The organism is Shewanella loihica PV-4, from assembly GCF_000016065.1.
GTDB lineage: Bacteria > Pseudomonadota > Gammaproteobacteria > Enterobacterales > Shewanellaceae > Shewanella > Shewanella loihica.
On the sequence record NC_009092.1, the window covers coordinates 2545469 to 2570034 of the forward strand.

A 24566-nucleotide genomic window follows, 5' to 3' on the forward strand; every position below is an offset into this window, starting at 1 on the left:
TACAGAAAAGCCCTCAATTGAGGGCTTTTTCATGGGCGCCGTTTGGCGTTTAGCAAGTTGGATAATCCTGCCTTAGCAGCTTATCTCGGCCAAGGCGTCCTTACTCAGCTCACCGCGCCAGCCCTGTAACACCAAGGGCATCTCGCCCTGGCCATCGTTCCAGCGCCATTGAAGGTACTCATGAATATGACGCTTAGAGCCCAGCAGCTCCATCGGCACCTGATGGGTTTCCGCCACCTGGGTTAGCGCCTGTTTGATCGCCTTAAAGGCCGACTTATAGCCGGGTTTCAGGGCGATCACATCGATAGCCTCGGGCAGGTTATCCAGATCCGCCTTGGCCATCTCGGCGATGATCGCCTTGGCATGCAGGCGCTTCTCCTGCTCGGTCAGCTCTGTCATCCTGAAGATCTCACCCGTACTCTTAGGCTGCTTCTTGGCCAGCGCCAGCAGCGCGTGATCTTTGATGACGAAGCCCAGGGCTAAGTCTCTGTCCAGCGCCTTTTGCAACCGCCACTTGGCCAGCACCTTCAGATAGGCCAGCTGCTTAGGGCTTAGCTGGAAGGCGTTCTTCACCTTGAGGTAGGCGGTGTCCCCATCCGGGCTCTCCAGACGCCCCTGGGTCATGCGCTCACCCTCTTCGAGCAGCCAAGGCATTCTGCCAGACTCTTGCAGCTTTTCTAGCAGCTGAGGATAGAGCCGATAGAGATAATCCACATCGTTGGCCGCATACTGCAGCTGGGCATCGCTGAGCGGACGTTTCATCCAGTCGGTGCGCGACTCGCCCTTATCCAGCTGCACGCCCAGGCAGTGCTCCACCAGCTTGGCGTAGCCCATGCCATGACCCCAACCACAGAAGGCGGCGGCGATCTGGCTGTCGAACAGCACCTTAGGCTGACAGCGACCGTAGCGAGCCAAGACTTCGAGATCTTCGCTGCAAGAGTGCAGCACGCTTATCATATCGTCGCGCTCCAGCAGGGCCCAAAATGCAGAGAGATCGCTTACCGCAACAGGATCGATCAGCGCCAGGGTCTCGCCGTCATAGACCTGGATCAGTCCCAGCTTGGCGTAATAGGTGCGGGTGCGAACGAATTCAGTATCCAACATCAGGACCTTAGCCTGACGATACTTGTCCACCAACTCTGTTAGGCTGGCATCATCCTCTACATATTGAAAGGTCAAATCTCATCTCCAAATGCTATGGCTCGGTGAACACAAAAGCCGGCATAATGCCGGCTTTGAGTCACCTACAACGGGTGGTTTCCTATATAACTAGGCCGATTTGGCTTCGTCACGCAACTCGCGGCGTAAGATCTTGCCCACGTTGCTCTTAGGTAGCTCATCCCTGAATTCTACCAGCTTAGGAATTTTATATCCCGTCAAATGATGACGACAGTGCTTGATCACCTGCTCTTCGGTCAAAGATTTGTCTTTTGGTACCACAAATACCTTCACCAGCTCGCCGCTCACCTCATGGGGAACGCCGACGGCGGCGACTTCCAGCACCTTAGGATGCAGGGCAACCACCTCTTCCACCTCGTTGGGGAAGACGTTAAAGCCAGAAACCAAGATCATATCCTTCTTGCGATCCACGATAAAGAAGAAGCCTTGCTCATCCATGTAACCGATATCGCCGGTGGCCAGGTAGCCATCCTTATCGATCACCTTGGCCGTCTCTTCGGGGCGCTGCCAGTAGCCTTTCATCACCTGAGGGCCCTTGGCAAACAGCTCGCCGGTCTCGCCCTGAGGCAGCACATTGCCCTCCTCGTCACGCACCTGCATGTCGGTATTGGCAACCGGGAAGCCGATAGAGCCGTTGTAGCCCTCCAGGTTATAGGGGCAGCAGGTCAGCAGCGGCGAGGCCTCGGTCAGACCGTAACCTTCCAGTAGACGCGTCTTGGTGATCCCCTGCCACTTATCGGCCACGGCGCGCTGCACCGCCATACCGCCACCGATAGAGAGCTTAAGGTTGGAGAAATCCAAGGTCTTAAACTCTTCTGAGCTAACCAGAGCATTAAACAGGGTGTTCACCCCGGTGAGCGCCGTGAATGGATGCTTCTTCAACTCAGACACGAATGCCGGGATATCCCTTGGGTTAGTGATCAGCAGGTTGTTCGCGCCTTTATGGAGGAACAAGAGGCAGTTCACCGTCAGGGCGAAGATGTGATACAGGGGCAGTGCGGTAACCACAAACTCCTTACCATCGGCGAGCAGCGGCGAATAGGCCGCGTCGGCCTGCAGCAGGTTGCTGACGATATTGCCATGGGTCAACATAGCGCCCTTAGATACACCTGTGGTGCCGCCGGTGTATTGCAAGAAGGCGATATCGTCCCCCTTGATAGTCGGCTTCACATACTGCAGGCGGCGTCCCTTAGAGAGCGACTGACGCATAGAGATGGCATGTGGCAGATGATACTTAGGCACCATCTTCTTGATGTACTTGACTACAAAGTTCACTAGGGTGCGCTTAGGCGCGCTGAGCAAGTCGCCAAGACCTGTGAGGATCACGCTCTTCACCGGCGTCTGCTCCACCACCTGCTCCAGGGTGTTGGCAAAGTTAGATACCACGACGATCGCCTTGGCACCCGAGTCGTTGAGCTGATGCTTCAACTCTCTTGGGGTATACAGAGGGTTCACGTTGACCACCACCATACCGGCACGCAATATGCCAAACAGGGCGATGGGGTACTGCAGCAGGTTAGGCATCATGATCGCCACGCGATCGCCCTTCTGCAGCTTGAGTTCGTTTTGCAGATAAGCCGCAAAGGCACGGCTGCGCTCTTCGAGTTTTCGATAGGTCAGCGTCGCGCCCATGTTCACAAAGGCGGGCTGATCGGCATACTTGGCTACCGAGCTTTCAAACAGGTCGATCAGCGAGCTGTATTGCTTTGCATCGATAATAGCGGGCACATCATGGGGTAAATTTTTCGTCCAAAGCTGTTCCACGAGTCTCTCCTAAATCCCCAGGCAGAGTTAGGTGAATGAGGCCATTCACTTAAGGTTTCAAAAACAGAAACTAAACACTGACTTATAAATATTGTAGGTAACACCCGAAAAATCATACGGGCGTTTTAATTTTGAACATCATCACACAATTAGAGTAAAAATCCTAGTGTAATTTTACCATTCCTCCCCGAGGGGCTGTCACGCTAAAAATGCCTTAATTGCCGCAGCCACCTCCAGGCTATTGCCCATATGGAGATGATGGTCACCTTCGAGGGTCACCTGGGTGAGATCTTGATACCAAGAAGCGGCGGTTTCGCATAGATCTTCGCCAGCGGTATCATGGGCTTCAGACACCTTTTCTGTCTGGTGATAGCCCATCAGGGGATAACCCTCTTTGCCTCTAATGACCAGCACCTTGCCAGCGTGGCCCTGCATCAGGCCGCTGACATGGTCAAAATCGAGCCTCATGGGGGAGTCTAGTTTGAGTCTGGGATCGCTACGCCAGTAGTAGTGACCGTCTGTTAGCTGCAGGTTGCGCTCGAGGATTAGCCTACACCAAGGCATATCTAGCCCGGTGAGTTTATGCCTTGCCCTGACGGCGGCATCCAGCATCACAGGCTTAGGTGCAAGCTGACTCATAGCGGCCCGCTGATGGGCATCGAAGCTGCGCCTGAGTCTTAGCTTGCTCTTAGCGGGCGCCTCAAACAGGGGCGCGAGCGCCTCGATAACGATCCAATGCTTGGCCTTCTCGGCAAAGGCGGCGCTGTAGGCCGAGGCCACTATGCCGCCCAGCGAGTGACCTATCACACCATGCAGGGGCTGATGACGCACTATGGCATCGATAAGCAGCTCGAGATCATAGAGGTAGTCTATCCAGTGCAGCGGATAACCGCCGGGCCTGTGCTGTGACGCGCCGTGGCCCGGCCAATCGATTGCCAGCAGGCGATACTCGCTTAAATGCTCCGCCAGGGGCGCAAAGCTGTTGGCATTATCCAACCAACCGTGCAGCGCCAATAGCAGAGGCTTATCCGCCTCCCCCCACAGCCGACCAGAGAGACGAATATGGGGCAGTGATAGCATCACTTCATTGCCATCACTTGAGGGCTGACACAGAGGGGCTAGCGGATCGCTCATGGTTAAGACTTCTTCACAAATTTAAGCGTCATGCGGTCGCTCTCGCCGATGGCAAGATACTTGGCTTTATCCTGATCGCCCAGACGCAGGCTCGGCGGCAGGGTCCAGACACCCTTAGGATGATCTTTGCTGTCCTTAGGGTTGGCATTGACCTCACTGCTGGCCACCAGGGTAAAGCCGACTTTCTCTGCCAGCGCGATCATCTCATCCTGCACCATGTAGCCTGTGCTCAGATCCATGCCAGGGTTTGCCCTGTGCTCCACCACGCCAAAGGTACCACCAGGCTTTAACACCTTATAGACCGAGTCGAACACCTGCTCCAATACTCCGGACTTGGCCCAGTTGTGCAGATTTCTGAAGGTCAGCACCACATCTGCGCTGTTAGGTGCGCCAAGCTCTATAAGCCTTGGAGGGTCGAAACTGATACTCGACGCCTGGCCTAAGGTATCGCCATGATCCTTGAGCCACTTATCCAGCGCCTTACCCAGGCGGATACGATAGCCGGGTACCTCTAGGCCCTCTGGCGGATTGGCATCGAAATTCGCGGCGATATAGTGACCCTCTTTTGCCAAGTATGGGGCGAGGATCTCGGCGTACCAGCCACCGCCTGGCCAGAGTTCCACCAGGGTATCGCTTGGCTTAACGCCGAAGAAGCTCAGTGTCTCCCCCGGGTGACGATACTGATCACGCTCGATATTTGCCGCTTGTCTCAGTGGATTGGTGAGCGCATCTGTGACCTGCTGATTGACCAGATGGGTCTCGTTAGCCAGGGCATAGTTTGGGCTGACCAGACTAGGCGCCGCCACGCCTATGGCTAATGCCAGTGAAGCCGCTAAGGTTAAACTCTTCATATTGTCTCCCTAGATATTAGATAAGGCTAAAACACCTAAGCTATCAGGCTAATAACGAAAATTAAACTAGATATACAGTCGGTTACACTTTTTGCGTGCTCAGCTGATTGGCGCTATCTACCCGGCGCCAACAGAGCCAGAGCATGGTTAAACTGGTGAGCAGCCAGATGCCTACCCAGATCCAGGCCGGGATCCAGGTCTGCTCCGCCAGCATGGCCGCATCGCCGCGCCCCGGCATGCCAAGCAGCACTGTGGGGCTGGCGAGCGCGTTCAACATCACCATCAGCGCCATCACCCTGAGGGCAAAGGTCAGCAGTGGACTATGACTGAGTTTTAACGGCAGCAGAAACAGCAAGGCGAGCATCAGCAAGATAGCGACGGTGAGCAGACCCCGCCCCCAGAGCACGATACTCAGCAATACCACCAGCCCGAGACAGCTAAAACTCACGCGGATCCCCCTGGCCCAGGTCGCCAGATGAAAGATGAGTAGCCCCCAGAGCGCGGCGCCGAAATAACCGGCAAAGCCTATCAACACGGGCCAGCCCCCCTGGCTCACGCACAGACCGGCGCCATTGGGATAAAGTTCGATATGACTGACGATTCCGCCGCTAAACAGGGTCGCCAGGGCGTGAGATGCCTCGTGAAAATAACTCTCCAGCCACTTAAAGGGAACACTCAGGTAGGGAATGCGGGTGACGACTAAAGCCAGCAGCATCTCGACCATGAAGAGACTGCGAGTCGGCATACCGGCGCGAGAAGAGGGAGAATCGATAGAAAAAGCCATACTGAAGAACCCGTCCTATAGGTTGTTGATGCCTTAATGGCCGGCAATTTAGACACGCTGGCGCTACGCCGAAACATCTTCCTTTATTGAAGACTAAACATATCCCTGTTTACGAGACTAAACATGAACCTAGCTAAACATCAACCTAGACATAGGTGTCTATGCCCACCATCTGAGAGATGGCATCGCGCTGGGCGGCGTGTTGGTGCAGCAGATATTGGCCTATGGCGCCACGACTGCCGCCAGTTTGTTGATCGTATTCAAGCTTGGCGCTGAGCCGCTCTTCGAGGGACTCCTGCTTGCGCTCGACCAACTGAGTGGCGTCGCCAGTGGCATCACTAGTTGCATTAGTATCGATACTAGCGAGATCGACATTATCCCTTGCGGGCACGGCCGGCCCCACTGGCGTTACATCGATAACATTGGTCCGCAGAGCCTGCTGTGGGGCGATAGCATCGCTAATGGCAGAGGCGCCAGAGGAGAGCCCGGGCATCAGGTTAGATGACGAAACTTGCATGCTAGTTATTCCCCCTTCTCTCCTGACAGTCTGGTTACGCGATAATGCTTCAAGCCTACACTAAATTACTCGCGACCGGGCAGTTTTTTCCAGGTCACGGTATCACGCAGATACACAGGCTTTAGCTGATCCACATCGGTCGCCTGCCCCGCATTCACCGCGGCTTCTGCCAGCGGCAGCATGTGGCGCGCCAATGGGAATTTGGCTTCCTCGACCAGAGTCATCGCCTCAGTCACCAGCGCCGGGTAGGCATCAAACCCTGTGCCGCATGCAGCGATCGGCGCACTAAAGTCTAATCCGCTAACAGCCTGTGCATTGGCCCCCAGCTCGCTCAGCTTCTGCTCGGGCGCGCAGACTTGCTCTTCACCGACCAGGCTCGCCAAGCCATCTACAGACAGGTACTCGCCGTAGTAGATCTCGCCCATGCGCGCATCGATGGCGGTCGCTACTTGAGTCGCGCCCTTTATCTCGATAGCCGCCTGGGCCATGGCCGCCAGGGTTGAGATCCCTACCACGGGAAGATCTTGGCCTAAGGCCAGCCCCTGGGTCATAGAGGTGCAGATGCGGATCCCGGTGAAGCTGCCTGGCCCACGGCCATAGGCGATCACATCCACCTGACTCAGCGCGATTCCCGCCTCTTGCAGTACTTCCTGCACCATGGGTAGCAGGCGTTGGCTGTGTTCCCGCGGCGCATCGGCCTCACGGGCAAACACCTGTCCCTGATATTGCAGGGCGACCGAACAAAACTCGGTGCAGGTGTCCAGGGCGAGTAAACTTAATGGGGCTGAGAAATCTTTATTTTCCGGCATGCAAAAACGAACCAAATCTGTCGCGATATCATGGCATTGCGCGGCTAATCGAACTGCACTAACGCCTTATCGCCAAAACCATAGGATGAATGGCGCCGATTATAACGTAAAACCCGCTTAGGTATAGCCTTAATTGCCCGCATCAAAGCTGTAAACCAAGCTATTTTAGCGACTAGACGTCACTTGCCCTTTGGCCCTATAGCCCCTTGAGTTGATATCGACGCCAGGGCAAAAAATCCGTTTTCTCTTTGAGATAAACCCGATAGGATAGGCTCACGCTTATCGGCTTCTTAGCTTATTTTGGCGCTTAAGTCGGTGCTCAAGCCAGCACGCAAGCTAATGACCTAATACAAAATCAAATACAGAAAGCTAGCACAGACACTCAACCCAAGGATCTAGAGTCGCACTCAGATGTAGGCTAATGACGTAATGAGTCAATCAAGAGCACAGTCCCAACCTCTGTCACAATCGCCATCGCATTTATCCTCCCAGGCCGTGATGATGGCCCTAGGCTCGGCCATTTTAATGGGCACAATCGGCGCACTGGCGCGCACCGCCAACCTTGAAGCCAGCATCATCACCTTCTATCGCCTGCTGATCGGCGCCGCCTGTCTCATCGCCTACATGCTTGCCACAGGCAAGGCCAGACAGATCCTGCATCGTCCGGGGAAACGCCATCTGTTTAATGGCGCTATGCTAGCCGGTTTCATGGTGTTTTACGTGCAATCAATAGGTTACATCAACATGGCCAATGCGGTGATGCTGATCTATCTCGCCCCCTTGGTCAGCGCCATTGGCGCTCACTTCCTCTTCCATGAGCGGCTGACGCGCCAGGACCTGCTGGCCATAGGCATCGCCCTTATTGGCGTCGTAGCCATATTGCCCAGCCTTGAGAGCCTCACGGGCAGCACGGCCGAACTCAAGGGCTATGGCTTTGCCCTGCTGGCGCTATTGAGCTACAGCGGTTTCATGTTAATCAATCGCCGCCCCGCAAGTGCCAGCCCCTATCAGAGCACGCTTATCCAACTGAGTTTCGGCGCCCTCTGCTTGCTGCCCTTCGCCCTGCATCAAGCCGTGATGCCAAGTTTGACCCAGTGGTTCTGGCTGGCGCTGATCGGCGTATTTCCGGGCTTTCTGGCGATCTTATTCGCGGTCAAGGCGCTACGGGTGTTGCCCGCGGCCACTTTCGGCACCTTGGCCTATATCGAACCTGTGACCGTGGTGATCCTCGGCTGGAGCCTGTTTGCCGAGCACCTCACCCCGATGCAATTAATGGGCTGCGGCCTGATCATCTGCGCCGGACTGATACAGACGCGCAAGCGACGCCGAGCGCCGCGCCCCCAATAGAAGGAGTTGTCGATGAGTGCAAAGATCCCAAGAATCGTGATAGTGGGCGGCGGTGCCGGCGGACTCGGCCTAGCCACCCAACTGGGACACAAGTTAGGCAAGAAGCAGCGGGCAGAGATCCTACTGATAGACAAAAACCGCACTCATATCTGGAAGCCCTTGCTCCATGAGGTGGCCACCGGCTCCCTCGATGCCGACCTCGACGGCGTGGTCTACTCCGCCCATGCGGTGAAACATGGCTACCAGTTTCAATTGGGGGAACTCACTGGGCTGGACCTTAAGGGCAAACGATTACAGCTCGGCGCCATCAGCAACGATAAGAGCGAAGCGCTACTGCCCGCCAGAGAACTAGAGTACGACACCTTAGTGCTAGCGGTTGGCAGCGTCAGCAACGATTTTGGCACCCCGGGCGTGAAGGAGCACTGCTTCTTTCTCGACTCCCACCACCAGGCGAACCGTTTTCATAACGCCCTGCTCGACAGCTTCACCCGCATGCATCAATCGGAGGAGCAGCAAAAGCTCAATATCGCCATCGTCGGCGGCGGCGCGACTGGGGTAGAGCTGTCCGCCGAACTCTACCATGTGACCGATCTGCTCAAGAGTTATGGCCTGAATAAGATGACCGCCGACAGGCTGAGTATCACACTGATCGAGGCGGGCCCGCGCATCTTACCCGCCCTGCCCGAACGTATCGCCGCCTCGGCCACCCGCGAGCTGATTAAACTGGGCGTGTCGGTACGCCAGAGCACCCGCATCGAAGAGGCGACCTCTAAGGGCTTTGTCACTGCAGGCGGCGAGTTGATCGCCGCCAACCTGATGTTGTGGGCGGCCGGGGTCAAGGCGCCTGATTTTATCAAGCAGATAGAGGGACTTAACCTCAACCGCGCCAATCAGATATTGGTGCGTCCTACCCTACAGGCCCAGGGGCATGACGATCTCTATGTGATCGGCGATTGCTGCGCCTGTGAGCAGGCCGATGGCAGCTTCGTGCCGCCAAGGGCGCAATCGGCGCACCAGATGGCCCAGTGTGTCGAGCACAATATTCTCAACGAGCTCAGAGGCCTGGGTCTCACCGAGTATGAGTATGTGGATCACGGCTCCCTGGTCAATCTGTCACGTTTTAGTACCGTCGGTAGCCTGATGGGTAACCTCACTAAAGACAGCATGTTTGTCGAGGGAAAGATCGCCCGCTTCATGTATATCTCCCTCTACCGCATGCACCAAAAAGCAATTCACGGCCTGGCCAAGACCATCGCCCTCTGGTTGGTGGAGAAGATGATGCGAGTGGTGCGCCCGCGAATGAAGCTGCACTAAGCAGGCTTAGCGCTAGTCTATGGTTTGCAGGAAATGCACCGCACTGTCGAGATCCCGGGTGCGATGCATGGGCGGCAGCGAGTTGATAAAGGCCTGACCATAGGGGCGATTGACGATGCGATTGTCGCACAGGATCAACACGCCCCTGTCTTTCTCATCACGAATCAGGCGGCCGACGCCCTGGTTAAGCGCTATCACCGCCTGGGGCAGCGACAGGGTCATGAAGGGATCTTTGCCCTCACGCTGCACCCCGTCAGCCCTGGCCTTGTAGAGGTTATCGTCCGGCGAGACGAAGGGCAGCTTGTCGATGATGACGCAGCTCAGCAGCTTACCGCGTACATCCACCCCCTCCCAGAAGGCACCCGTGCCCAGCAACACGGCGTTACCCAGCTGTCGGTACTTCTTAAGTAAAGTCTGCTTGCCCGCCTGTCCCTGCACCAGAAGCGGATAATCGATCCGCCCCTGTAACATCACAGCCACCAGATTGAGCATGCGATGGCTAGTAAACAGCATGAAGGTACGCCCCTTGGCGGCATTTATCGCCTTCACCGCCACCTCCACCAGCTGCCTGGCGGCGCGCTCCTGACTGGTGACCGACGCCAGATGGCGCGGCACACAGAACAGAGATTGGCGCCGATAGTCGAAGGGGCTGTCTAATATACTCGTGTTGGCCTTCTCCAGCCCCATCGCCTTGGTAAACAGCGACAGGTCGCGATTGATCTGCAAAGTGGCCGAGGTAAAGATCCAGCTGACATCCGGGCTAAACAGCGACTGACACTCTTTGGCCACCTTGATGGGCGAGATCCTCAAGGTCAGGTGCTGATAACCATAGTCTATGCTGTAGGCGCTATCTGGGTTATCGCATTGAATAAACACGGTTAACTTGCTGAGCAGCCCATCGATTTTTTCGACGCCATCATCGAACGCCTCGTTGCGGCCAAGATAGCCCAGCAGCATGGTGCGATAGGCGGTCAGCTCGGACACCAGTGCCCATGATGCCTCCATCAAGGCCTTGTCGCCGATAAGCCTTCGCCAGTCACGCTCCTCGGTGGCAAACAGCAGTCCCTGCCAATGGAGCAGCTGAGTATGGCAGCGGGCCGTCATGGCGCCAATCTGCGGCGAATCTGCCATCTGAGTGCGATAGAGTTCGTTAAAACGTTCCAGCAGGCGGATGAGGCTCTTGATGCTGAGCTGCTGGCCGAAATAGGTCACGGCGATATCTGGCAGCAGATGCGCCTCATCGAAGATCACCACGTCGCTGTCGGGTAACAGCTCGGCAAATCCCGTCTCTTTTAGGATGCGATCGGCGAAAAACAGGTGATGGTTGACCACTATGATTTTGGCATCGAGCGCCTTGGCGCGGGCCTTACGGGTAAAGCAGGCCTCATAGTGATCGCAGGCCTTGCCAATGCAGGACTCTTTACTGCTCACCACCAGCGGGATCGCCGGGGAGTTTTCCGGCACGGCGTAGAGACTGCCGATGTCGCCATCCACCGTCTGGCTGGCCCACTGATCGATTCGCAGCAGGTCATCGAGGATCTTGCCATCGTTCACCTCGACGCCGCTGAGCTGCTTCTCCATCAGGTATTGGCACAGGTAGTTGCTGCGCCCCTTGAGCAGAGCCACTTTTGGCCTGATCCCTAAGATGTTGAGCAGTGCGGGCAGATCTTTGAAAAACAACTGCTCCTGCAGGTTTTTACTGCCGGTGCTGACGATGACCTGCTTACCGCTGAGCAGCGCCGGCACCAGATAGGCGTAGGTCTTGCCCACGCCGGTGCCTGCCTCGACCACCAGGTTGTCGCCCTTTTGCAGGGTCTCGCTCACCCGAGTCGCCATCGTCTGCTGCTGGACACGACAGCTATAGCCCTTGATATGACGGCTTAAGCTGCCATCTGGGGCGAATACCTGCTGTACATCTTGGGTCAGTCGTATATTCAATGAATGGCTGATGATAGTTAATGTTTAAAATGACATGCTGGCATTATGCGGATTTTCTTACCCAGTACAAGCCACAAAGCACCCGCGATAAAGAAACAGGAAATCATTGAGATCCAATGGGGATATTGCAGTGTTAGTTGAATAATTTTCAATCGACCCAAATTAGCACTTGCATACACCGAAAAACTTGATTAGTTTAAATACAACTTAGGGCAGACACCCTGCCCACTGATACGCCATAAGCGAGAGAAGACAGAATATGACACAGCGTTTGAATACTATCCATCATCACCATCATATGCGGTAGCCTTCGGATGCTTACTGCCGGAGGACTATTTCCTTCTGGCGGTTGATTCAAAAGCGATCTAAGACCCCTGGAAGGAATTCCGGGGGTTTTTAGTTTTTAGCTTAAGATTTTGTTTTAAAACGATTTAAACAATTTTACTGAATCAACAAATGAGGAAACATCCTATGTCAGAGTCAAACCGATTACGTATCGCCATTCAAAAGTCCGGCCGCCTGTCCAAGGAATCCCAGAAGCTCCTCAAGAGCTGCGGCATCAAGTTTAACGTTAACGAACAACGCCTCATCGCCCACTCTGACAACATGCCTATCGACCTTTTACGTGTCCGAGACGACGACATTCCCGGCCTGGTGATGGACGGCGTGGTCGACCTTGGCATCATAGGCGAGAACGTGCTCGAAGAGGAGCAGATCGAGCGCCAGACCCTGGACAAGCCGAGCGAGTGCATCAAGCTGCGCCAACTGGATTTCGGCGCCTGTCGCCTGTCGCTGGCGGTACCTACCGAATTTCGCTATCAGGACGCCAGCTCGCTGGAAGGCCTGCGCATCGCCACCTCCTACCCTAACCTGCTACGCCGCTACATGCAGGAGAAAGGCATTAGCTATCGCGACTGTATGCTCAAGGGCTCGGTAGAGGTTGCCCCCCGCGCTGGCCTGGCCGACGGTATCTGCGATCTGGTCTCAACTGGCGCGACGTTAGAGGCCAACGGCCTGTACGAGACTGAGGTGATCTACCGCTCCATGGCCTGCATCATCCAATCGACCCAGGAGCAGAGCGAGGCCAAACAGGCGCTGATCGATAAGATCCTCTCCCGCGTCAACGGTGTGGTGCGCGCCAAGGAGAGCAAATATATTCTACTACACGCCCCGACCGAGACACTGGATCAGATCGTCGCCCTACTGCCCGGCGCCGAGAACCCGACCGTACTGCCGCTCAACGATGACACCAATCGCGTGGCGATCCACGCCGTCAGCAGCGAAGATCTCTTCTGGGATACCATGGAGGCCCTTACCCAGCTAGGTGCCAGCTCCATCTTGGTGATGCCAATCGAAAAGATGATGGGATAACGCCATGACGACAAACACCATGACATCCACACAGATGCAGCGCCTCGACTGGCAGGCGCTCAATGACCAGGCAAGACGCGAGGCCCTGTCACGCTCGCCCCTGATTGGCGACGCCAACCTTGAGCAGCAGGTCAAGGCGATCATCGACCAGGTGGCCAGCCAGGGCGACGTGGCGCTAAAAGCCTTCTCACAAAAATTCGATAAGGTAGAACTCGACGCCCTGCGCCTTAGCGATGCGGCGATAGCAGCCGCCAGCGAGCGAGTGACGCCCGAGATCAAGGCAGCTATCGAGCAGGCCAAACAGAACATCGAGACCTTTCACCAGGCCCAGGCCTTCAAGGGGATCGACCTTGAGACCCAAGCCGGGGTGCGCTGCGAGCTGCGAAGCGAGCCAATCGAAAAGGTGGGCCTCTATATTCCCGGTGGCAGTGCGCCGCTCATCTCTACCGTGCTCATGCTGGCACTGCCGGCCAAGATAGCCGGTTGTGAGCAGCGGGTGTTGGTCAGCCCACCACCGATCGACGATGCTATCGTCTACGCTGCTAAGGCCTGTGGCATCACAGATATCTATCAGATAGGCGGCGCCCAGGCGATCGCCGCCTTAGCGCAGGGGACAGAATCTGTGCCTGCGGTCGATAAGATCTTCGGCCCGGGCAACCGCTATGTTACCGAGGCCAAGCGCTTAGTTGCCCAGGACAGCCGCTGCGTGGTGAGCATAGACATGCCCGCCGGCCCCTCAGAGGTGCTTGTGATCGCCGATAACGAGGCGAATCCCGACTTCATCGCCGCCGATCTCCTCTCTCAAGCCGAGCACGGCCCCGACTCTCAGGTGATGCTGGTCACCGACAGCCAAACCTTGGCAGACGCGGTCAACCAGAGCCTTGGCGAGCAACTGGCAAGACTGCCCAGGGCCGAGATCGCCATGCAGGCCCTGAGCGCCAGTCGCACCTTGATTGTCGAGGATATGGCCCAGGCCGCCGAGGTTTCTAACCGCTATGGCCCTGAGCACCTGATCATTCAGACCCGCGCCCCCCGTAAACTGCTGAGTAAAATCCGCGCCGCCGGTTCGGTATTTCTTGGCGCCTACACACCAGAGTCCGTTGGCGATTACGCCAGCGGCACCAATCACGTGTTGCCAACCTATGGCTATAGCCGCGCCGTCTCCAGCCTGTCGCTGGCCGACTTTAGCCGCCGCTTCACCGTGCAGGAGCTGAGCGCCGAGGGCTTGCGCGGCCTAGGCGAGTGCGTGATGACCCTGGCCAGCGCCGAGCAGCTCGATGCCCACAGAAATGCCGTCGCCGTGCGCCTTGCCACGCTAACGGGCGAGGAGAAATAAGATGAGTGTAGAAGCTAAGATGAGTGTAAACGCGACATCGCTCGCCGAGCGTCTCGCCAGACCCGAGCTCCTGACGCTTGAGCCCTATCAGTCGGCGCGTCGTATCGGCGGCGAGGGGCAAATCTGGATCAATGCCAACGAGTCGCCCTTTATCAACAGCGACCTGGACAGCCTCAACCGCTACCCTGAGTGTCAGCCGCCCGAGCTTATTACGCGCTACGCCGAGTATGCGGGCGTAAGCAATCAACAGGTGCTTACCAGCCGCGGCGCCGATGAAGCCATAGAGCTGCTTATCCGCACCTTCTGTATCCCGGGCCGCGACAGCATCGCCTGCTTCGGCCCCACCTACGGCATGTACGCCATCAGCGCCAAGACCTTCAACGTCGGTGTCAAGGCGCTGCGCCTGGATGATGAGTATCAGCTGCCACAGGAACTTTGCAGCCAGGTAGGCGATGCCAAGCTGGTGTTTATCTGCAATCCCAACAACCCAACCGGCACGGTGATCGCCCCAGACGCCATAGAGGCGGTGATCCGCAGCCTGCCAGATACCTTGGTTGTGGTGGATGAGGCCTATATCGAGTTTTGCCCAGACTACAGCGTGGCAAGCCTGCTGGATAAGTATGACAACCTGATCGTGCTGCGCACCCTGTCCAAAGCCTTCGCCCTAGCCGGTGCCCGCTGCGGCTTCATGCTGGCAACCCCTGAGGTCATCGAAATGGTGATGCGGGTGATCGCCCCCTATCCAGTGCCGCTACCGGTCGCCAAGCTGGCGATAGATGCGCTAAGTAAGGATGGGATAGCCCGAATGCAGACCCAGGTCGCTCAGCTCAAGGCCAACGGCCAACGACTCGCTGACGCCTTACGGGAAGCTGGCGCCAGAGTGCTGCCCGCCTATGGCAACTTCGTGCTGGCCTATTTCGACCAGGCAAATGAGATAAAAGTCGGTGAGATGCAGGCACGTCTCAAACAGACAGGTGTCGTCGCCAGGGCCTACAAAGACCCTGCCCTTGCCGATGCGATACGCTTTAGCTTTGCCAGCGACGCCCAGACCGAGACGCTGATCGCCATACTCAAGGCCGACTAATAGAGCCGCACCCAGCCAGACAATAACGACAAATTTAAGATAGAAGCAGATTTAAGGTAGAAGCATGATGAAACAGAAAATCCTCTTTATCGACCGCGATGGCACACTGATCGAGGAGCCAGTCACCGACAAGCAGGTCGATAGCCTGGCCAAGCTGGTATTTGAGCCTCAGGTGATCCCCGCACTGCTCAAGCTACAGGGCGCCGGCTACCGCCTGGTGATGGTGAGCAATCAGGACGGCCTTGGCACCCCCTCCTTCCCCAAGGATGACTTCGATGCGCCCCAGAATATGATGATGCAGATCTTCAACAGCCAGGGGGTCAAGTTCGATGATGTGCTCATCTGCCCACACTTTGACGATGAAAACTGTAGCTGCCGCAAACCTAAGCTGGGTCTGGTCAAGGCTTACCTCACCGAGGGCCGGGTCGACTTTACTCAGTCGGCGGTGATCGGCGACAGAGAAACCGATCTGGGCCTGGCCGAGGCGATGGGCATCACAGGCATACAGTACAATCGCGACACCTTGAACTGGGACGCCATTGCCGAACAACTGCTTGGGGGCAACCGCGTGGCGACTGTGGTGCGTACCACCAAGGAGACCGACATCAAGGTCACTGTCGATCTCGACAGTCAGCTAAAGAGCAGCATCAATACCGGCATCGGCTTCTTCGACCACATGCTGGATCAAATCGCCACCCACGGTAACTTCAGGCTAGATGTGAGCGTCGATGGCGATCTGGAAATCGACGATCACCACAGCGTCGAAGACACGGCCCTGGCCATTGGTGATGCCCTCAGGCAGGCCCTTGGGGATAAACGCGGCATCGCCCGCTTCGGCTTTAGCATCCCCATGGATGAAGCCAGCGCCAGCTGCCTGCTGGATCTCTCCGGTCGCCCCTTCATCAAGTTTGAGGGGCAGTTCGAGCGCGAGATGGTCGGCGAGATGGCCACTGAGATGGTGCCTCACTTCTTCCGCTCCCTCGCCGATGGCCTGCGCTGCACCCTGCACCTCTCGACCCAAGGCGATAACGATCACCACAAGGTGGAGAGCCTGTTTAAGGTCTTTGGCCGTACCCTGCGCCAGGCGGTGAAGGTCGAGGGCGACGCCCTGCCATCGAGCAAGGGGGTGCTATGAGCAACCCTGATACCATCATCATAGATACCGGTTGCGCTAATTTGAGCTCGGTGCGTTACGCCTTCGAGCGGATCGGCGCCGACGTCGAGGTGAGTGACGATATCGACAAGATAAAGGCGGCCACCCGAGTCGTGTTGCCGGGCGTTGGTACCGCCAGGGCCGCCATGAAGGCGCTGAAGGACAAGAAGCTTATCGACACCATCTGCTCCCTCACCCAGCCTGTGCTCGGCGTCTGCCTCGGCATGCAGATGCTAACCAAGGCCTCACAGGAGCGCGGTGGCTTAAGTTACGGGAATAGTAGCAAGGACTGTCAGTGCCTTGGGCTGATCGACACTAATATCGAGCAGCTGGACGCAAAGGGCCTGCCGCTACCCCACATGGGCTGGAATCAGATAAGTCCGAGCGAGCACCCGCTGTTTGCCGGGGTTGCCGAGGGCAGCTATGTCTATTTCGTTCACAGCTACCGGGCACCGCTGGGTGATTTCACCATCGCCAAGTGCGAATATGGCGAGGGTTTTAGCGCCGCCATCGCAAAAGATAACTTCATGGGGGTGCAGTTCCACCCGGAAAAAAGCGCCGCGGTGGGCGCCACCATATTAAGAAACTTTATGAAAATGAATGCCGGCAGCTTTGCAGGTAACCACAAATCTACACAGGAGAGCGCCCAATGATCATCCCTGCAATCGATCTCATCGAGGGCCAAGTGGTGCGTCTCTATCAAGGCGATTATGCCCAGCAGACCACCTTCGATCTGAGCCCGCTCGCCCAGCTACAGGCCTATCAGGCCCAAGGCGCCACCTGGCTGCATATCGTCGATCTGACCGGTGCAAAAGACCCTGACAGACGCCAGACCCGACTCATAGGTGAACTGGTCGAGAATCTCGAGGCCAACATTCAGGTCGGCGGTGGCATTCGCAGCGAGGCCCAGGTCAAGGAGCTGTTAGATCTCGGGGTCAAGCGAGTGGTGATAGGCTCCCTCGCCGTCAAACAGCCAGAGCTGGTGCAATCCTGGCTCGAGACCTATGGAAGTGATGCCATCTGCCTGGCACTGGACGTGAATATTAACCAGGCGGGTGAGAAGATAGTCGCCGTGTCTGGCTGGCAGAGTGGCGGCGGTAAGACGCTGGAATCTCTGGTGGCCACCTTCGCCCCCTATGGGCTCAAGCACGCCCTGGTTACCGACATCAGCCGTGACGGCACACTGCAAGGCAGCAATACCCAGCTCTATCAGGAGATCGTAGCGCGTTATCCCGATATTGAGTGGCAGGCCTCGGGCGGTATCGCCACCCTGGACGATGTGAGCGCCGTGCGTAATAGCGGCGCCAGCGGCATCATCATAGGCAAGGCCCTACTCATCAACAACTTTACCGTGCAGGAGGCGATCGCATGCTGGCCAAACGCATAGTTCCCTGTCTGGATGTCCGTGACGGTAAGGTGGTCAAGGGGGTTCAGTTTCGTAACCATGAGATCGTCGGCGACATAGTACCCCTGGCCGCACGCTATGCCGCTGAGAGCGCCGATGAGCTGGTATTTTACGACATCACCGCCAGCGCCCACGACAGAGTGGTGGACAAGAGCTGGGTCAGCCGCGTCGCCGAGCAGATAGATATCCCCTTCTGCGTCGCCGGCGGCATCAAGAGTATCGAGCAGGCGCGGGAAAAGCTGGCGTTCGGCGCCGATAAGATCTCGATAAACTCGCCGGCGCTTAGCGATCCCGGCCTGATCGACCGCCTGCAGGATGAGTTTGGCCGCCAATGTATCGTGATAGGCATAGACTCTTACTATGATGCCGACACCGACAGCTACAAGGTGAAGCAATTTACCGGTGACGAGGCCGCCACCAAAGATACCCAGTGGTACACCCAAGACTGGGTGGAAGAGGTGCAGAGACGTGGCTGCGGCGAGATAGTGCTGAACGTGATGAACCAGGATGGCGTTCGTCAGGGCTATGACATCAAGCAACTCGCCATGGTGCGCGCCATCTGCGACGTGCCTCTCATCGCCTCAGGCGGCGCCGGCACCATGGAACACTTCCTCGAGGTGTTCACCCAGGCGGGTGTGGATGCGGCCCTCGCGGCCAGCGTCTTTCACAAAGGGATCATAGAGATAGAGGCGCTTAAGCGATACCTGCTCGACAATGGTGTACAGATGCGCCTGTAACCGCCCCAAATTTGTTCAAGGAATAAAGATGAAAAACCTAGAAGATTTTAACAACTTAGATTGGGACAAACAGCAGGGGTTGCTGCCCGCAGTGGTCCAGAACCACCTCACGGGTAAGGTGTTGATGCTGGGCTATATGAACCAAGAGGCGCTGGCCCAGACCCTGGCAAGCCGCAAGATCACCTTCTTCAGTCGCAGCAAGCAGCGCCTGTGGACCAAGGGCGAAACCTCGGGCAACACCCTAGATCTTATCGCCATCGACAGCGACTGTGACAACGACAGCCTGCTGGTGCAGGTGATCCCCAATGGCCCCACCTGCCACCTGGAACGGGAAAGCTGCTGGCCCGACGGCGAGGCGCACCCCTTTATCGACAATCTGGCGAATCTTATCGCCTCGCGCAGGGGACAAGATGCCAAGAGTAGCTACACCGCGCACCTGTTCGAGCGCGGCACCAAACGGATCGCCCAAAAGGTCGGCGAAGAGGGACTGGAGACCGCCCTGGCAGCCGCCACCCATGACAAGGAGGAGCTGATCAACGAGGCCTCAGATCTCATCTATCACCTGCTGGTGCTGCTTGAAGATCAAGATCTTAGCCTGGAGGATATCACCGCCAACCTGCTAGCGCGTCACAGCGCCGCCAGCAAATAGACTAAGGCTAGCGTAGCCATACAATCAAGGGCGTCCGGGAGAAGCGGCCGCCCTGATCTAAATCTTGCCATGACGGTTTATGCCCCCCCCCCTCTATCCCCTTTTCTTACTCCTCTGGGCGACTGAATCCACTATCTCTAAAATCCACTACGTTATCTCTAAAATCCGCTACGCTATCGCAAAAATCCACTTCCCTGGCGCAAAAATCCACACCGCTATTGCAAAAATCCACTCTGGCACATAATATACATTCATATACAAAAGAATACATGGTGTAACAAACGGACTTATTAGCAACAAATTCATTACAAACTCACCGATGAAATGCCCACTGATGTTAGCGTTTAAACAAGAGGTATCCGGTTATGGCTAGGCGTTTTCGACAGCTCACACTCAAAACAACTACATGCTTTGCCTGTAGCTTAATACTACTGCTCTCTAGTCAAGTCGCGGCAAATGCTAGCCTTACTCAACCTCAGCCTATGCTCATGCCTTATGCACTCACATCTCACGCCCTCATGCCTGGCACGTTGGCCGCCCCCTATAGCATGGTCGCCACCGCAAGCCCTAGACTCGATCAGAGCGGCAAACCATTCCAGTTTGCCCCGGCGCAATCTAACCTGGCTTCCGTAGGCCTTTCCCAAATTTCCAAGGTCTCAGCATCACCTCTGCACGACCCAAGCCGTCAGGTCGGCTTTGCCTCCTCATGGCTGGGCGAGCTCAAAGCCCATTATCCGAATCTGCTGCTTCATTATCTTGCGCCGCTTATTGCCATCGCCTTGGTGATGCAGCGGGTTTACAGACAGGCTAGTACCCTATCCAGAACACGACTGGAGCAAGCGATCGATGAACGCACTCAGGCGCTGCAACTTGAAAACCTGCGCCTGCAGGAGATGAGTCACAGAGATCCCCTGACCGGCCTTAAGAATCGCCGCTTCATCGAAGAGATGATTGCCCAAGACCTGAATCGGGTCGACCGCAGCTATGACGCCACGCAGCTAAGGGGTGAAGGCACGCCGAGCAAAGCCGACCTGCTGGCGCTCATCATAGATATCGATCACTTTAAGCCCATTAATGACACCTATGGTCATCTGGCCGGCGATCGCGTACTGAGCCAGGTGGGTCAGCGACTGACGACACTGTTTCGCAACTATGATTATGTGGTGCGCTGGGGCGGTGAAGAGTTTCTGGTGGTGGCACGCTTTATCGATCGCCAAGAGATAAACCACCTCGCAGAAAAAGTCCGTCACGCCATCGAGTCGATGGAGATCGAACTCGACGCTAAGCGCAACATCAAGATCACCGCCTCGGTCGGCGCCGCCCCCTACCCCTTCTCCACAGCCCAGGCGGACAGGATAAGCTGGGAGCAGGTGGTTCATCTTGCCGACATGGCGCTGTACCAAGCCAAGACCAGTTCGCGTAATACCTGGGTTAGTTACAGGGGGAGTGACCAGCTGCCTATCCCGGATGAGCTGCAATTAGACCCCGCCAAGATCCCTCGAATCGCTATGGTTTCATCTAAGCCATTGTCTAGGCAGAGTCTCGATCTAAGGAAAGCCTCTCTATAAGCAAAGCTTCTAGCCTCACCATCTACAGCCTTATCTCGTTCTGAGTGCTAAGTGCTAAGTGCTAGGTTTTATGTTTAAGGCAGGGAAGCCTTAAACTTTTTATCTCCCATCAGCTTAAAACCCTTCCATTACGCGGTTAACTCATGTCACTAACTTATGCTGCTAGCTTATGTCGCTGGCTATAGTTTCTAGCCACTCTTCGAAATTAAGCTTCGAAAATAAACGTCAAAAACAGACTGGAAAATAAGCTTGTTTGCCCGGAAGTTGGACCGATTTAGCGCTAACTATTGCTTTCACAACAAGTTTTATATACATAAACATACATTGGAATACAAAAGTGATATATAATAACTGGCAATAAACCTTTTACAGTATTGCAACACTTCAGAGGGATATCGTGAAGGATAATAACTGGATACTGATTGTCGATGACGATGCCGATCTGGCAAATCTGGTCGCCGATTTTCTCGAAATGAACGGCTATAAAACCGAGATAGAACACAACGGTGCCAAGGCCGTCGAGCGCATCATTGCCGAGCAACCTATGTTGGTTATCTTAGATGTGATGCTGCCCGACATGGACGGCTTGTCCATCTGCCGCGCGGTGCGTCATGGCCATCCGGGGATCGAGGGTAGCTACAACGGCCCTATCCTGATGCTGACCGCCCTTAACAACGATATCGACGAAGTTGCCGGCCTGGAGACAGGCGCCGACGACTACCTAGCCAAACCCGTGCGCTCCCGGGTGTTGCTGGCCAGAGTCCGGGCCCTACTGAGACGTAAGCCTGAGCCACCTGTCACCGAGAAGCTCAGTAAACTGCACAGCAATAACGAAAGCCTCATCGAATTTGACGGCCTCAGCATAGATAAGAAATATCAACGTATCCAACAACATGGACAGGATATCGAACTCACCACTGCCGAATTTGAGCTGCTGTGGTTGCTGGCCAGCCGACCCGGCGAGATCTGCGACAGAGACTCTATCTCTGATTACTTCAGCGACCTGGGATACGAGAGTTCCCATAGGACCATAGATCTCAGGGTGTCACGCATTCGCCGCAAGCTTGGCGACGATCCCAGCCACGCCACCCGCATCAAGACGATCCACGGCAAGGGTTATCTGTTTGTCGGAGACTGACTCTAGATGCGAAAAAAGCCCATTGCCTTACTACTGCTCGCGATACTGATCAGCCTCAGCCTGGTCGGTATCACCGCACGTATGGATCCTCCCGAGGCAAGGGCCGACATCACAGAGCGAGAGGCGCAGCTGACGACGCTACCGGAAAACCAACAGGGAGAGCTGCTCACCGCGCTGGTCAAACATTATCGCGACAACGACCCCCTCAAGAGCCTGGCCTATGGTGAACAGGCGCTGACCCTCTTCTCCAAGATCCCCGACGATATCCGTAAGGTCACAGTGCTGAACAACATGGCCTGGATATATGTCTCCCTGAGTCAGTATGAAAATGCTCAGCTGCGCACCGACCAGGCCAAACAACTGGCCAAGGCAAGCAATGACCCACATGGACTCTTTACCGCACAGACCATGCAGGGGATCATCTATTGGCGCAAGGCGGACTATCAGACCGCCCTCAAGACCTTCGAACAGGCACAGGAGATAGCCAAGCAGGAGAAAAATCTCAGGGGCATCGCCAGCACGACCAACTATATGGCGATCATCTACCAGACTCTGGGGCAACCTGAGAAGGCGCTCGACTATTTTATCCGCGCCTTCAACATTCAAAAAGAGGTGGGGGATGAGAAGAGCATTGCCGTCTCCCTCAATAACATCGCCAACATGTATGGCACCAGCGGCAACTATAGCCTGGCGCTGGACTATCAACTGCAGTCGAGGAAGATTCGTGAGGAGCTGAACGATCTGCCTGGCCTGGCCCAGATCCTGGGGAATATCGGCCTCACCTACTTCTATCTGAAGGACAGCGAACAGGCCCTCTCTTACCTGCAACGCTCTCTGGGTTACTACGAATCCCTCAAGGATCAACAGGGCATCGCCGAGATCCACGGCAACCTAGGCATGGTCCATCTGCACGAGCATCAATTGGAGTCGGCGCTGTTGCAGTACCAAGAGGCCCTGGCGCTGGCCAAGGCGATCCCTGATACGGCGCTCGAGGCCAGGATCAACATAGATCTCGCCAATGCCTATATCGAACTCGATGACCCCGAACAGGCCTTCAAGCAGATCACCACGGGCTTAGATCAAGCCAATAAGCTGGGTATCGTCTCCCTCAGCGCCTATGGCCTGCTGACCCTCGCCAAGGTGGAGAAGCTACGCGGCAACAGTGAACGCGCCCTCACCTTGAGTGCGGCGGCGTTAAACAGCTCCCAGCAGCTGCAAGATAAGCGTATCGTGCGCGATGCACACGAGTTTCGCTATCAGCTCTACAAACATCTCGGACAGGCCGAACAGGCGCTGGCGAGTCTAGAAGCCTTTAAGCAGGTAAACGATGAAATGTTTAACTCTGAGAGCGATCAGAGAATGGCCTTTCTCCTCAGCCACTTCGAGGCCGAGCAGCAGGAGCAGCAGATAAAGTTGCTGCAGGCCGATCAGGCGCTGCAGAAGACCCAGCTGGCGCAACATACTTATCAGCGCAACGTATGGCTAGGCGGCCTAAGCGTCTTGTTTATCATCCTGCTCCTGCTGGTGAATCGTCATCACCAGCGCAAGATCAACGCCTCCCTCAATCAGAACATTCAATCTCAACGTGAATTAATTCAAGCCGTTGCCCACGAGTTTAGATCCCCGCTTGCCCGGGTTCAGCTGGCCTTCGACATGCTGGAAGAACAGTTTGAGCAGGACAAACCCACTCGCCTCATCGACACCATCAACAAAGGCCTGAGTGAACTGGAGAAGCTGATCAAAGAGGCGCTGGATTTCATCCAGATAGAGAGTAAATCCAGGCCGTTGCACCTCTCACAGGTTAACCTCAATAAGCTGCTGGGTGAGTTGATGGACGCCAATAGTGTCCTCTACCCCGACAAGACCTTTAAGCTGGAGGTTAACCCAAGCGAAGCTTGCCTGGTTAAGGCCGATAGCACCCAGATTGCGCGGGCATTTTCCAATATACTGCGCAACGCGGCCCGATTCGCCCGCTCTCAGGTACTCATTAGCCTCAAGCAAGAAAAGTCCCGTATCCTGGTCATCATCGAAGATGATGGCCCAGGGATCCCCACGGAGCAGAGAGAAAGGGTGTTTGAACCCTTCGTCAGGCTAGATCAAAGCCGTTGTCGGGACTCGGGCGGTATCGGCCTGGGTCTCGCGCTGGCCAAGAAGATATGCGAAGCCCATGGTGGCGCCCTCACCATCTCCGCGTCCCAGCTCGGCGGCGCCAAGTTGTCGCTCGCCTGCCCTTTAGTTAACAGAGAGTCTGATAACAAAAATTCTTCAACCAAGGCAGCTGAACACTAAGCGGTAGAACATAAGGCAACGGAACATCAAGCGGCCGCTCACCAAGCTGCCACAAGCAAAGCCCCTGAAAACAGATAAGCTAGAAACAGAAAGTTGGTAAGGCCTGTAGAAACAGGTCTATAAAACCGTTCCGCTAATAATGCCAATTCGCAGCTCATCCCCCTTCCTCTTCTAATGCCCCTGCTAATCTCCCTGCTGA

General features: G+C 55.9%; 21 protein-coding genes and 1 other annotated feature. Of the genes, 13 read left to right on the plus strand and 8 right to left on the minus strand.

All coding sequences use genetic code 11. The annotated features are described in order from the left end of the window. Positions 1-72 precede the first annotated feature (72 nt). From rnd to tsaB, 7 genes are all read right to left on the minus strand, one after another. The gene (gene rnd, locus SHEW_RS11340) at positions 73-1179 is read right to left on the minus strand and encodes a ribonuclease D (RefSeq protein WP_011865985.1); all 1107 of its coding nucleotides are present in this window, start codon (positions 1177-1179) and stop codon (positions 73-75) included. 90 nt (positions 1180-1269) lie between these two features. Further along, positions 1270-2943 carry a long-chain-fatty-acid--CoA ligase FadD gene (gene fadD, locus SHEW_RS11345; RefSeq protein WP_011865986.1) on the minus strand — a complete coding sequence of 558 codons (1674 nt, stop codon included), beginning with the start codon at positions 2941-2943 and terminating at the stop codon, positions 1270-1272. Positions 2944-3141: 198 nt separating this feature from the next. Then, the gene (locus SHEW_RS11350) at positions 3142-4077 is read right to left on the minus strand and encodes an alpha/beta fold hydrolase (protein ID WP_011865987.1); all 936 of its coding nucleotides are present in this window, start codon (positions 4075-4077) and stop codon (positions 3142-3144) included. Between the two features lie 2 nt (positions 4078-4079). Then, a complete protein-coding gene (locus SHEW_RS11355; RefSeq protein WP_011865988.1) occupies positions 4080-4928 on the minus strand; it encodes a class I SAM-dependent methyltransferase in 849 nt (282 codons plus the stop codon). A gap of 82 nt (positions 4929-5010) precedes the next feature. Continuing rightward, positions 5011-5712: a M50 family metallopeptidase gene (locus tag SHEW_RS11360; protein ID WP_011865989.1), complete on the minus strand. Its 702-nt coding sequence runs from the start codon at positions 5710-5712 to the stop codon at positions 5011-5013. Between the two features lie 145 nt (positions 5713-5857). Then, a complete protein-coding gene (locus SHEW_RS11365; RefSeq protein ID WP_011865990.1) occupies positions 5858-6229 on the minus strand; it encodes a hypothetical protein in 372 nt (123 codons plus the stop codon). Positions 6230-6294: 65 nt separating this feature from the next. Then, the gene (gene tsaB / locus SHEW_RS11370) at positions 6295-7038 is read right to left on the minus strand and encodes a tRNA (adenosine(37)-N6)-threonylcarbamoyltransferase complex dimerization subunit type 1 TsaB (RefSeq protein WP_011865991.1); all 744 of its coding nucleotides are present in this window, start codon (positions 7036-7038) and stop codon (positions 6295-6297) included. A gap of 429 nt (positions 7039-7467) precedes the next feature. Here tsaB and SHEW_RS11375 point away from each other — a divergent pair, with 429 nt between their 5' ends. Both SHEW_RS11375 and SHEW_RS11380 read left to right on the plus strand, forming a co-directional pair. Then, positions 7468-8385, plus strand: a complete 918-nt coding sequence (locus SHEW_RS11375; protein WP_011865992.1) for a DMT family transporter — start codon at positions 7468-7470, stop codon at positions 8383-8385. 12 nt (positions 8386-8397) lie between these two features. Next, on the plus strand, positions 8398-9699 hold the full coding sequence (locus SHEW_RS11380; RefSeq protein WP_011865993.1) for an NAD(P)/FAD-dependent oxidoreductase: 1302 nt from the start codon (positions 8398-8400) through the stop codon (positions 9697-9699). A gap of 12 nt (positions 9700-9711) precedes the next feature. On the opposite strand, the gene yoaA is transcribed toward SHEW_RS11380, so the two are convergent. Beyond that, a complete protein-coding gene (gene yoaA, locus SHEW_RS11385; protein WP_011865994.1) occupies positions 9712-11637 on the minus strand; it encodes a DNA repair helicase YoaA in 1926 nt (641 codons plus the stop codon). A gap of 282 nt (positions 11638-11919) precedes the next feature. Then, positions 11920-12040: a sequence feature (His leader region), on the plus strand. 68 nt (positions 12041-12108) lie between these two features. On the opposite strand from yoaA, the gene hisG reads away from it, so the two are divergent. The 11 genes from hisG to SHEW_RS20135 all read left to right on the plus strand — a co-directional run bounded on the left by hisG (position 12109) and on the right by SHEW_RS20135 (position 24367). Then, positions 12109-13008, plus strand: coding sequence for an ATP phosphoribosyltransferase (gene hisG / locus SHEW_RS11390; protein ID WP_011865995.1), 900 nt, complete (start codon positions 12109-12111; stop codon positions 13006-13008). Positions 13009-13042: 34 nt separating this feature from the next. Continuing rightward, positions 13043-14344: a histidinol dehydrogenase gene (hisD, locus tag SHEW_RS11395; RefSeq protein WP_041407212.1), complete on the plus strand. Its 1302-nt coding sequence runs from the start codon at positions 13043-13045 to the stop codon at positions 14342-14344. A 1-nt stretch (position 14345) separates the two neighbouring features. Further along, complete coding sequence (hisC, locus tag SHEW_RS11400; RefSeq protein ID WP_011865997.1) at positions 14346-15428, plus strand: histidinol-phosphate transaminase; 1083 nt, start codon at positions 14346-14348, stop codon at positions 15426-15428. Positions 15429-15495: 67 nt separating this feature from the next. Further along, complete coding sequence (hisB, locus tag SHEW_RS11405; RefSeq protein ID WP_041407214.1) at positions 15496-16563, plus strand: bifunctional histidinol-phosphatase/imidazoleglycerol-phosphate dehydratase HisB; 1068 nt, start codon at positions 15496-15498, stop codon at positions 16561-16563. Next, positions 16560-17234 carry an imidazole glycerol phosphate synthase subunit HisH gene (gene hisH, locus SHEW_RS11410; RefSeq protein WP_011865999.1) on the plus strand — a complete coding sequence of 225 codons (675 nt, stop codon included), beginning with the start codon at positions 16560-16562 and terminating at the stop codon, positions 17232-17234. Before hisB ends, hisH begins: the two co-directional genes overlap by 4 nt. Continuing rightward, positions 17231-17968, plus strand: coding sequence for a 1-(5-phosphoribosyl)-5-[(5-phosphoribosylamino)methylideneamino]imidazole-4-carboxamide isomerase (gene hisA, locus SHEW_RS11415; RefSeq protein WP_011866000.1), 738 nt, complete (start codon positions 17231-17233; stop codon positions 17966-17968). Before hisH ends, hisA begins: the two co-directional genes overlap by 4 nt. Continuing rightward, positions 17950-18723 (plus strand): imidazole glycerol phosphate synthase subunit HisF, encoded by a 774-nt coding sequence (hisF, locus tag SHEW_RS11420; protein ID WP_011866001.1) that lies wholly within the window; start codon positions 17950-17952, stop codon positions 18721-18723. The genes hisA and hisF overlap by 19 nt, the downstream gene beginning before the upstream one ends. 28 nt (positions 18724-18751) lie before the next feature. Beyond that, positions 18752-19372 (plus strand): bifunctional phosphoribosyl-AMP cyclohydrolase/phosphoribosyl-ATP diphosphatase HisIE, encoded by a 621-nt coding sequence (gene hisIE, locus SHEW_RS11425; RefSeq protein ID WP_011866002.1) that lies wholly within the window; start codon positions 18752-18754, stop codon positions 19370-19372. A 488-nt stretch (positions 19373-19860) separates the two neighbouring features. Further along, positions 19861-20940 (plus strand): GGDEF domain-containing protein, encoded by a 1080-nt coding sequence (locus SHEW_RS11430; RefSeq protein WP_190272387.1) that lies wholly within the window; start codon positions 19861-19863, stop codon positions 20938-20940. A 397-nt stretch (positions 20941-21337) separates the two neighbouring features. Beyond that, a complete protein-coding gene (locus SHEW_RS11435) occupies positions 21338-22078 on the plus strand; it encodes a response regulator (RefSeq protein WP_011866004.1) in 741 nt (246 codons plus the stop codon). Between the two features lie 6 nt (positions 22079-22084). Then, complete coding sequence (locus tag SHEW_RS20135; protein WP_011866005.1) at positions 22085-24367, plus strand: tetratricopeptide repeat protein; 2283 nt, start codon at positions 22085-22087, stop codon at positions 24365-24367. Positions 24368-24566 lie beyond the last annotated feature (199 nt).

Bases quoted from the DNA above. Each gene is read 5' to 3' on its own strand.
- SHEW_RS11350 (WP_011865987.1), bottom strand. From the start codon at position 4,077: ATGAGCGATCCGCTAGCCCCTCTGTGTCAGCCCTCAAGTGATGGCAAT.
- SHEW_RS11355 (WP_011865988.1), bottom strand. From the start codon at position 4,928: ATGAAGAGTTTAACCTTAGCGGCTTCACTGGCATTAGCCATAGGCGTG.
- SHEW_RS11360 (WP_011865989.1), bottom strand. From the start codon at position 5,712: ATGGCTTTTTCTATCGATTCTCCCTCTTCTCGCGCCGGTATGCCGACT.
- SHEW_RS11365 (WP_011865990.1), bottom strand. From the start codon at position 6,229: ATGCAAGTTTCGTCATCTAACCTGATGCCCGGGCTCTCCTCTGGCGCC.
- tsaB (WP_011865991.1), bottom strand. From the start codon at position 7,038: ATGCCGGAAAATAAAGATTTCTCAGCCCCATTAAGTTTACTCGCCCTG.
- SHEW_RS11375 (WP_011865992.1), top strand. From the start codon at position 7,468: ATGAGTCAATCAAGAGCACAGTCCCAACCTCTGTCACAATCGCCATCG.
- SHEW_RS11380 (WP_011865993.1), top strand. From the start codon at position 8,398: ATGAGTGCAAAGATCCCAAGAATCGTGATAGTGGGCGGCGGTGCCGGC.
- hisG (WP_011865995.1), top strand. From the start codon at position 12,109: ATGTCAGAGTCAAACCGATTACGTATCGCCATTCAAAAGTCCGGCCGC.
- hisD (WP_041407212.1), top strand. From the start codon at position 13,043: ATGCAGCGCCTCGACTGGCAGGCGCTCAATGACCAGGCAAGACGCGAG.
- hisC (WP_011865997.1), top strand. From the start codon at position 14,346: ATGAGTGTAGAAGCTAAGATGAGTGTAAACGCGACATCGCTCGCCGAG.
- hisB (WP_041407214.1), top strand. From the start codon at position 15,496: ATGAAACAGAAAATCCTCTTTATCGACCGCGATGGCACACTGATCGAG.
- hisH (WP_011865999.1), top strand. From the start codon at position 16,560: ATGAGCAACCCTGATACCATCATCATAGATACCGGTTGCGCTAATTTG.
- hisA (WP_011866000.1), top strand. From the start codon at position 17,231: ATGATCATCCCTGCAATCGATCTCATCGAGGGCCAAGTGGTGCGTCTC.
- hisF (WP_011866001.1), top strand. From the start codon at position 17,950: ATGCTGGCCAAACGCATAGTTCCCTGTCTGGATGTCCGTGACGGTAAG.
- hisIE (WP_011866002.1), top strand. From the start codon at position 18,752: ATGAAAAACCTAGAAGATTTTAACAACTTAGATTGGGACAAACAGCAG.
- SHEW_RS11430 (WP_190272387.1), top strand. From the start codon at position 19,861: ATGCCTTATGCACTCACATCTCACGCCCTCATGCCTGGCACGTTGGCC.
- SHEW_RS20135 (WP_011866005.1), top strand. From the start codon at position 22,085: ATGCGAAAAAAGCCCATTGCCTTACTACTGCTCGCGATACTGATCAGC.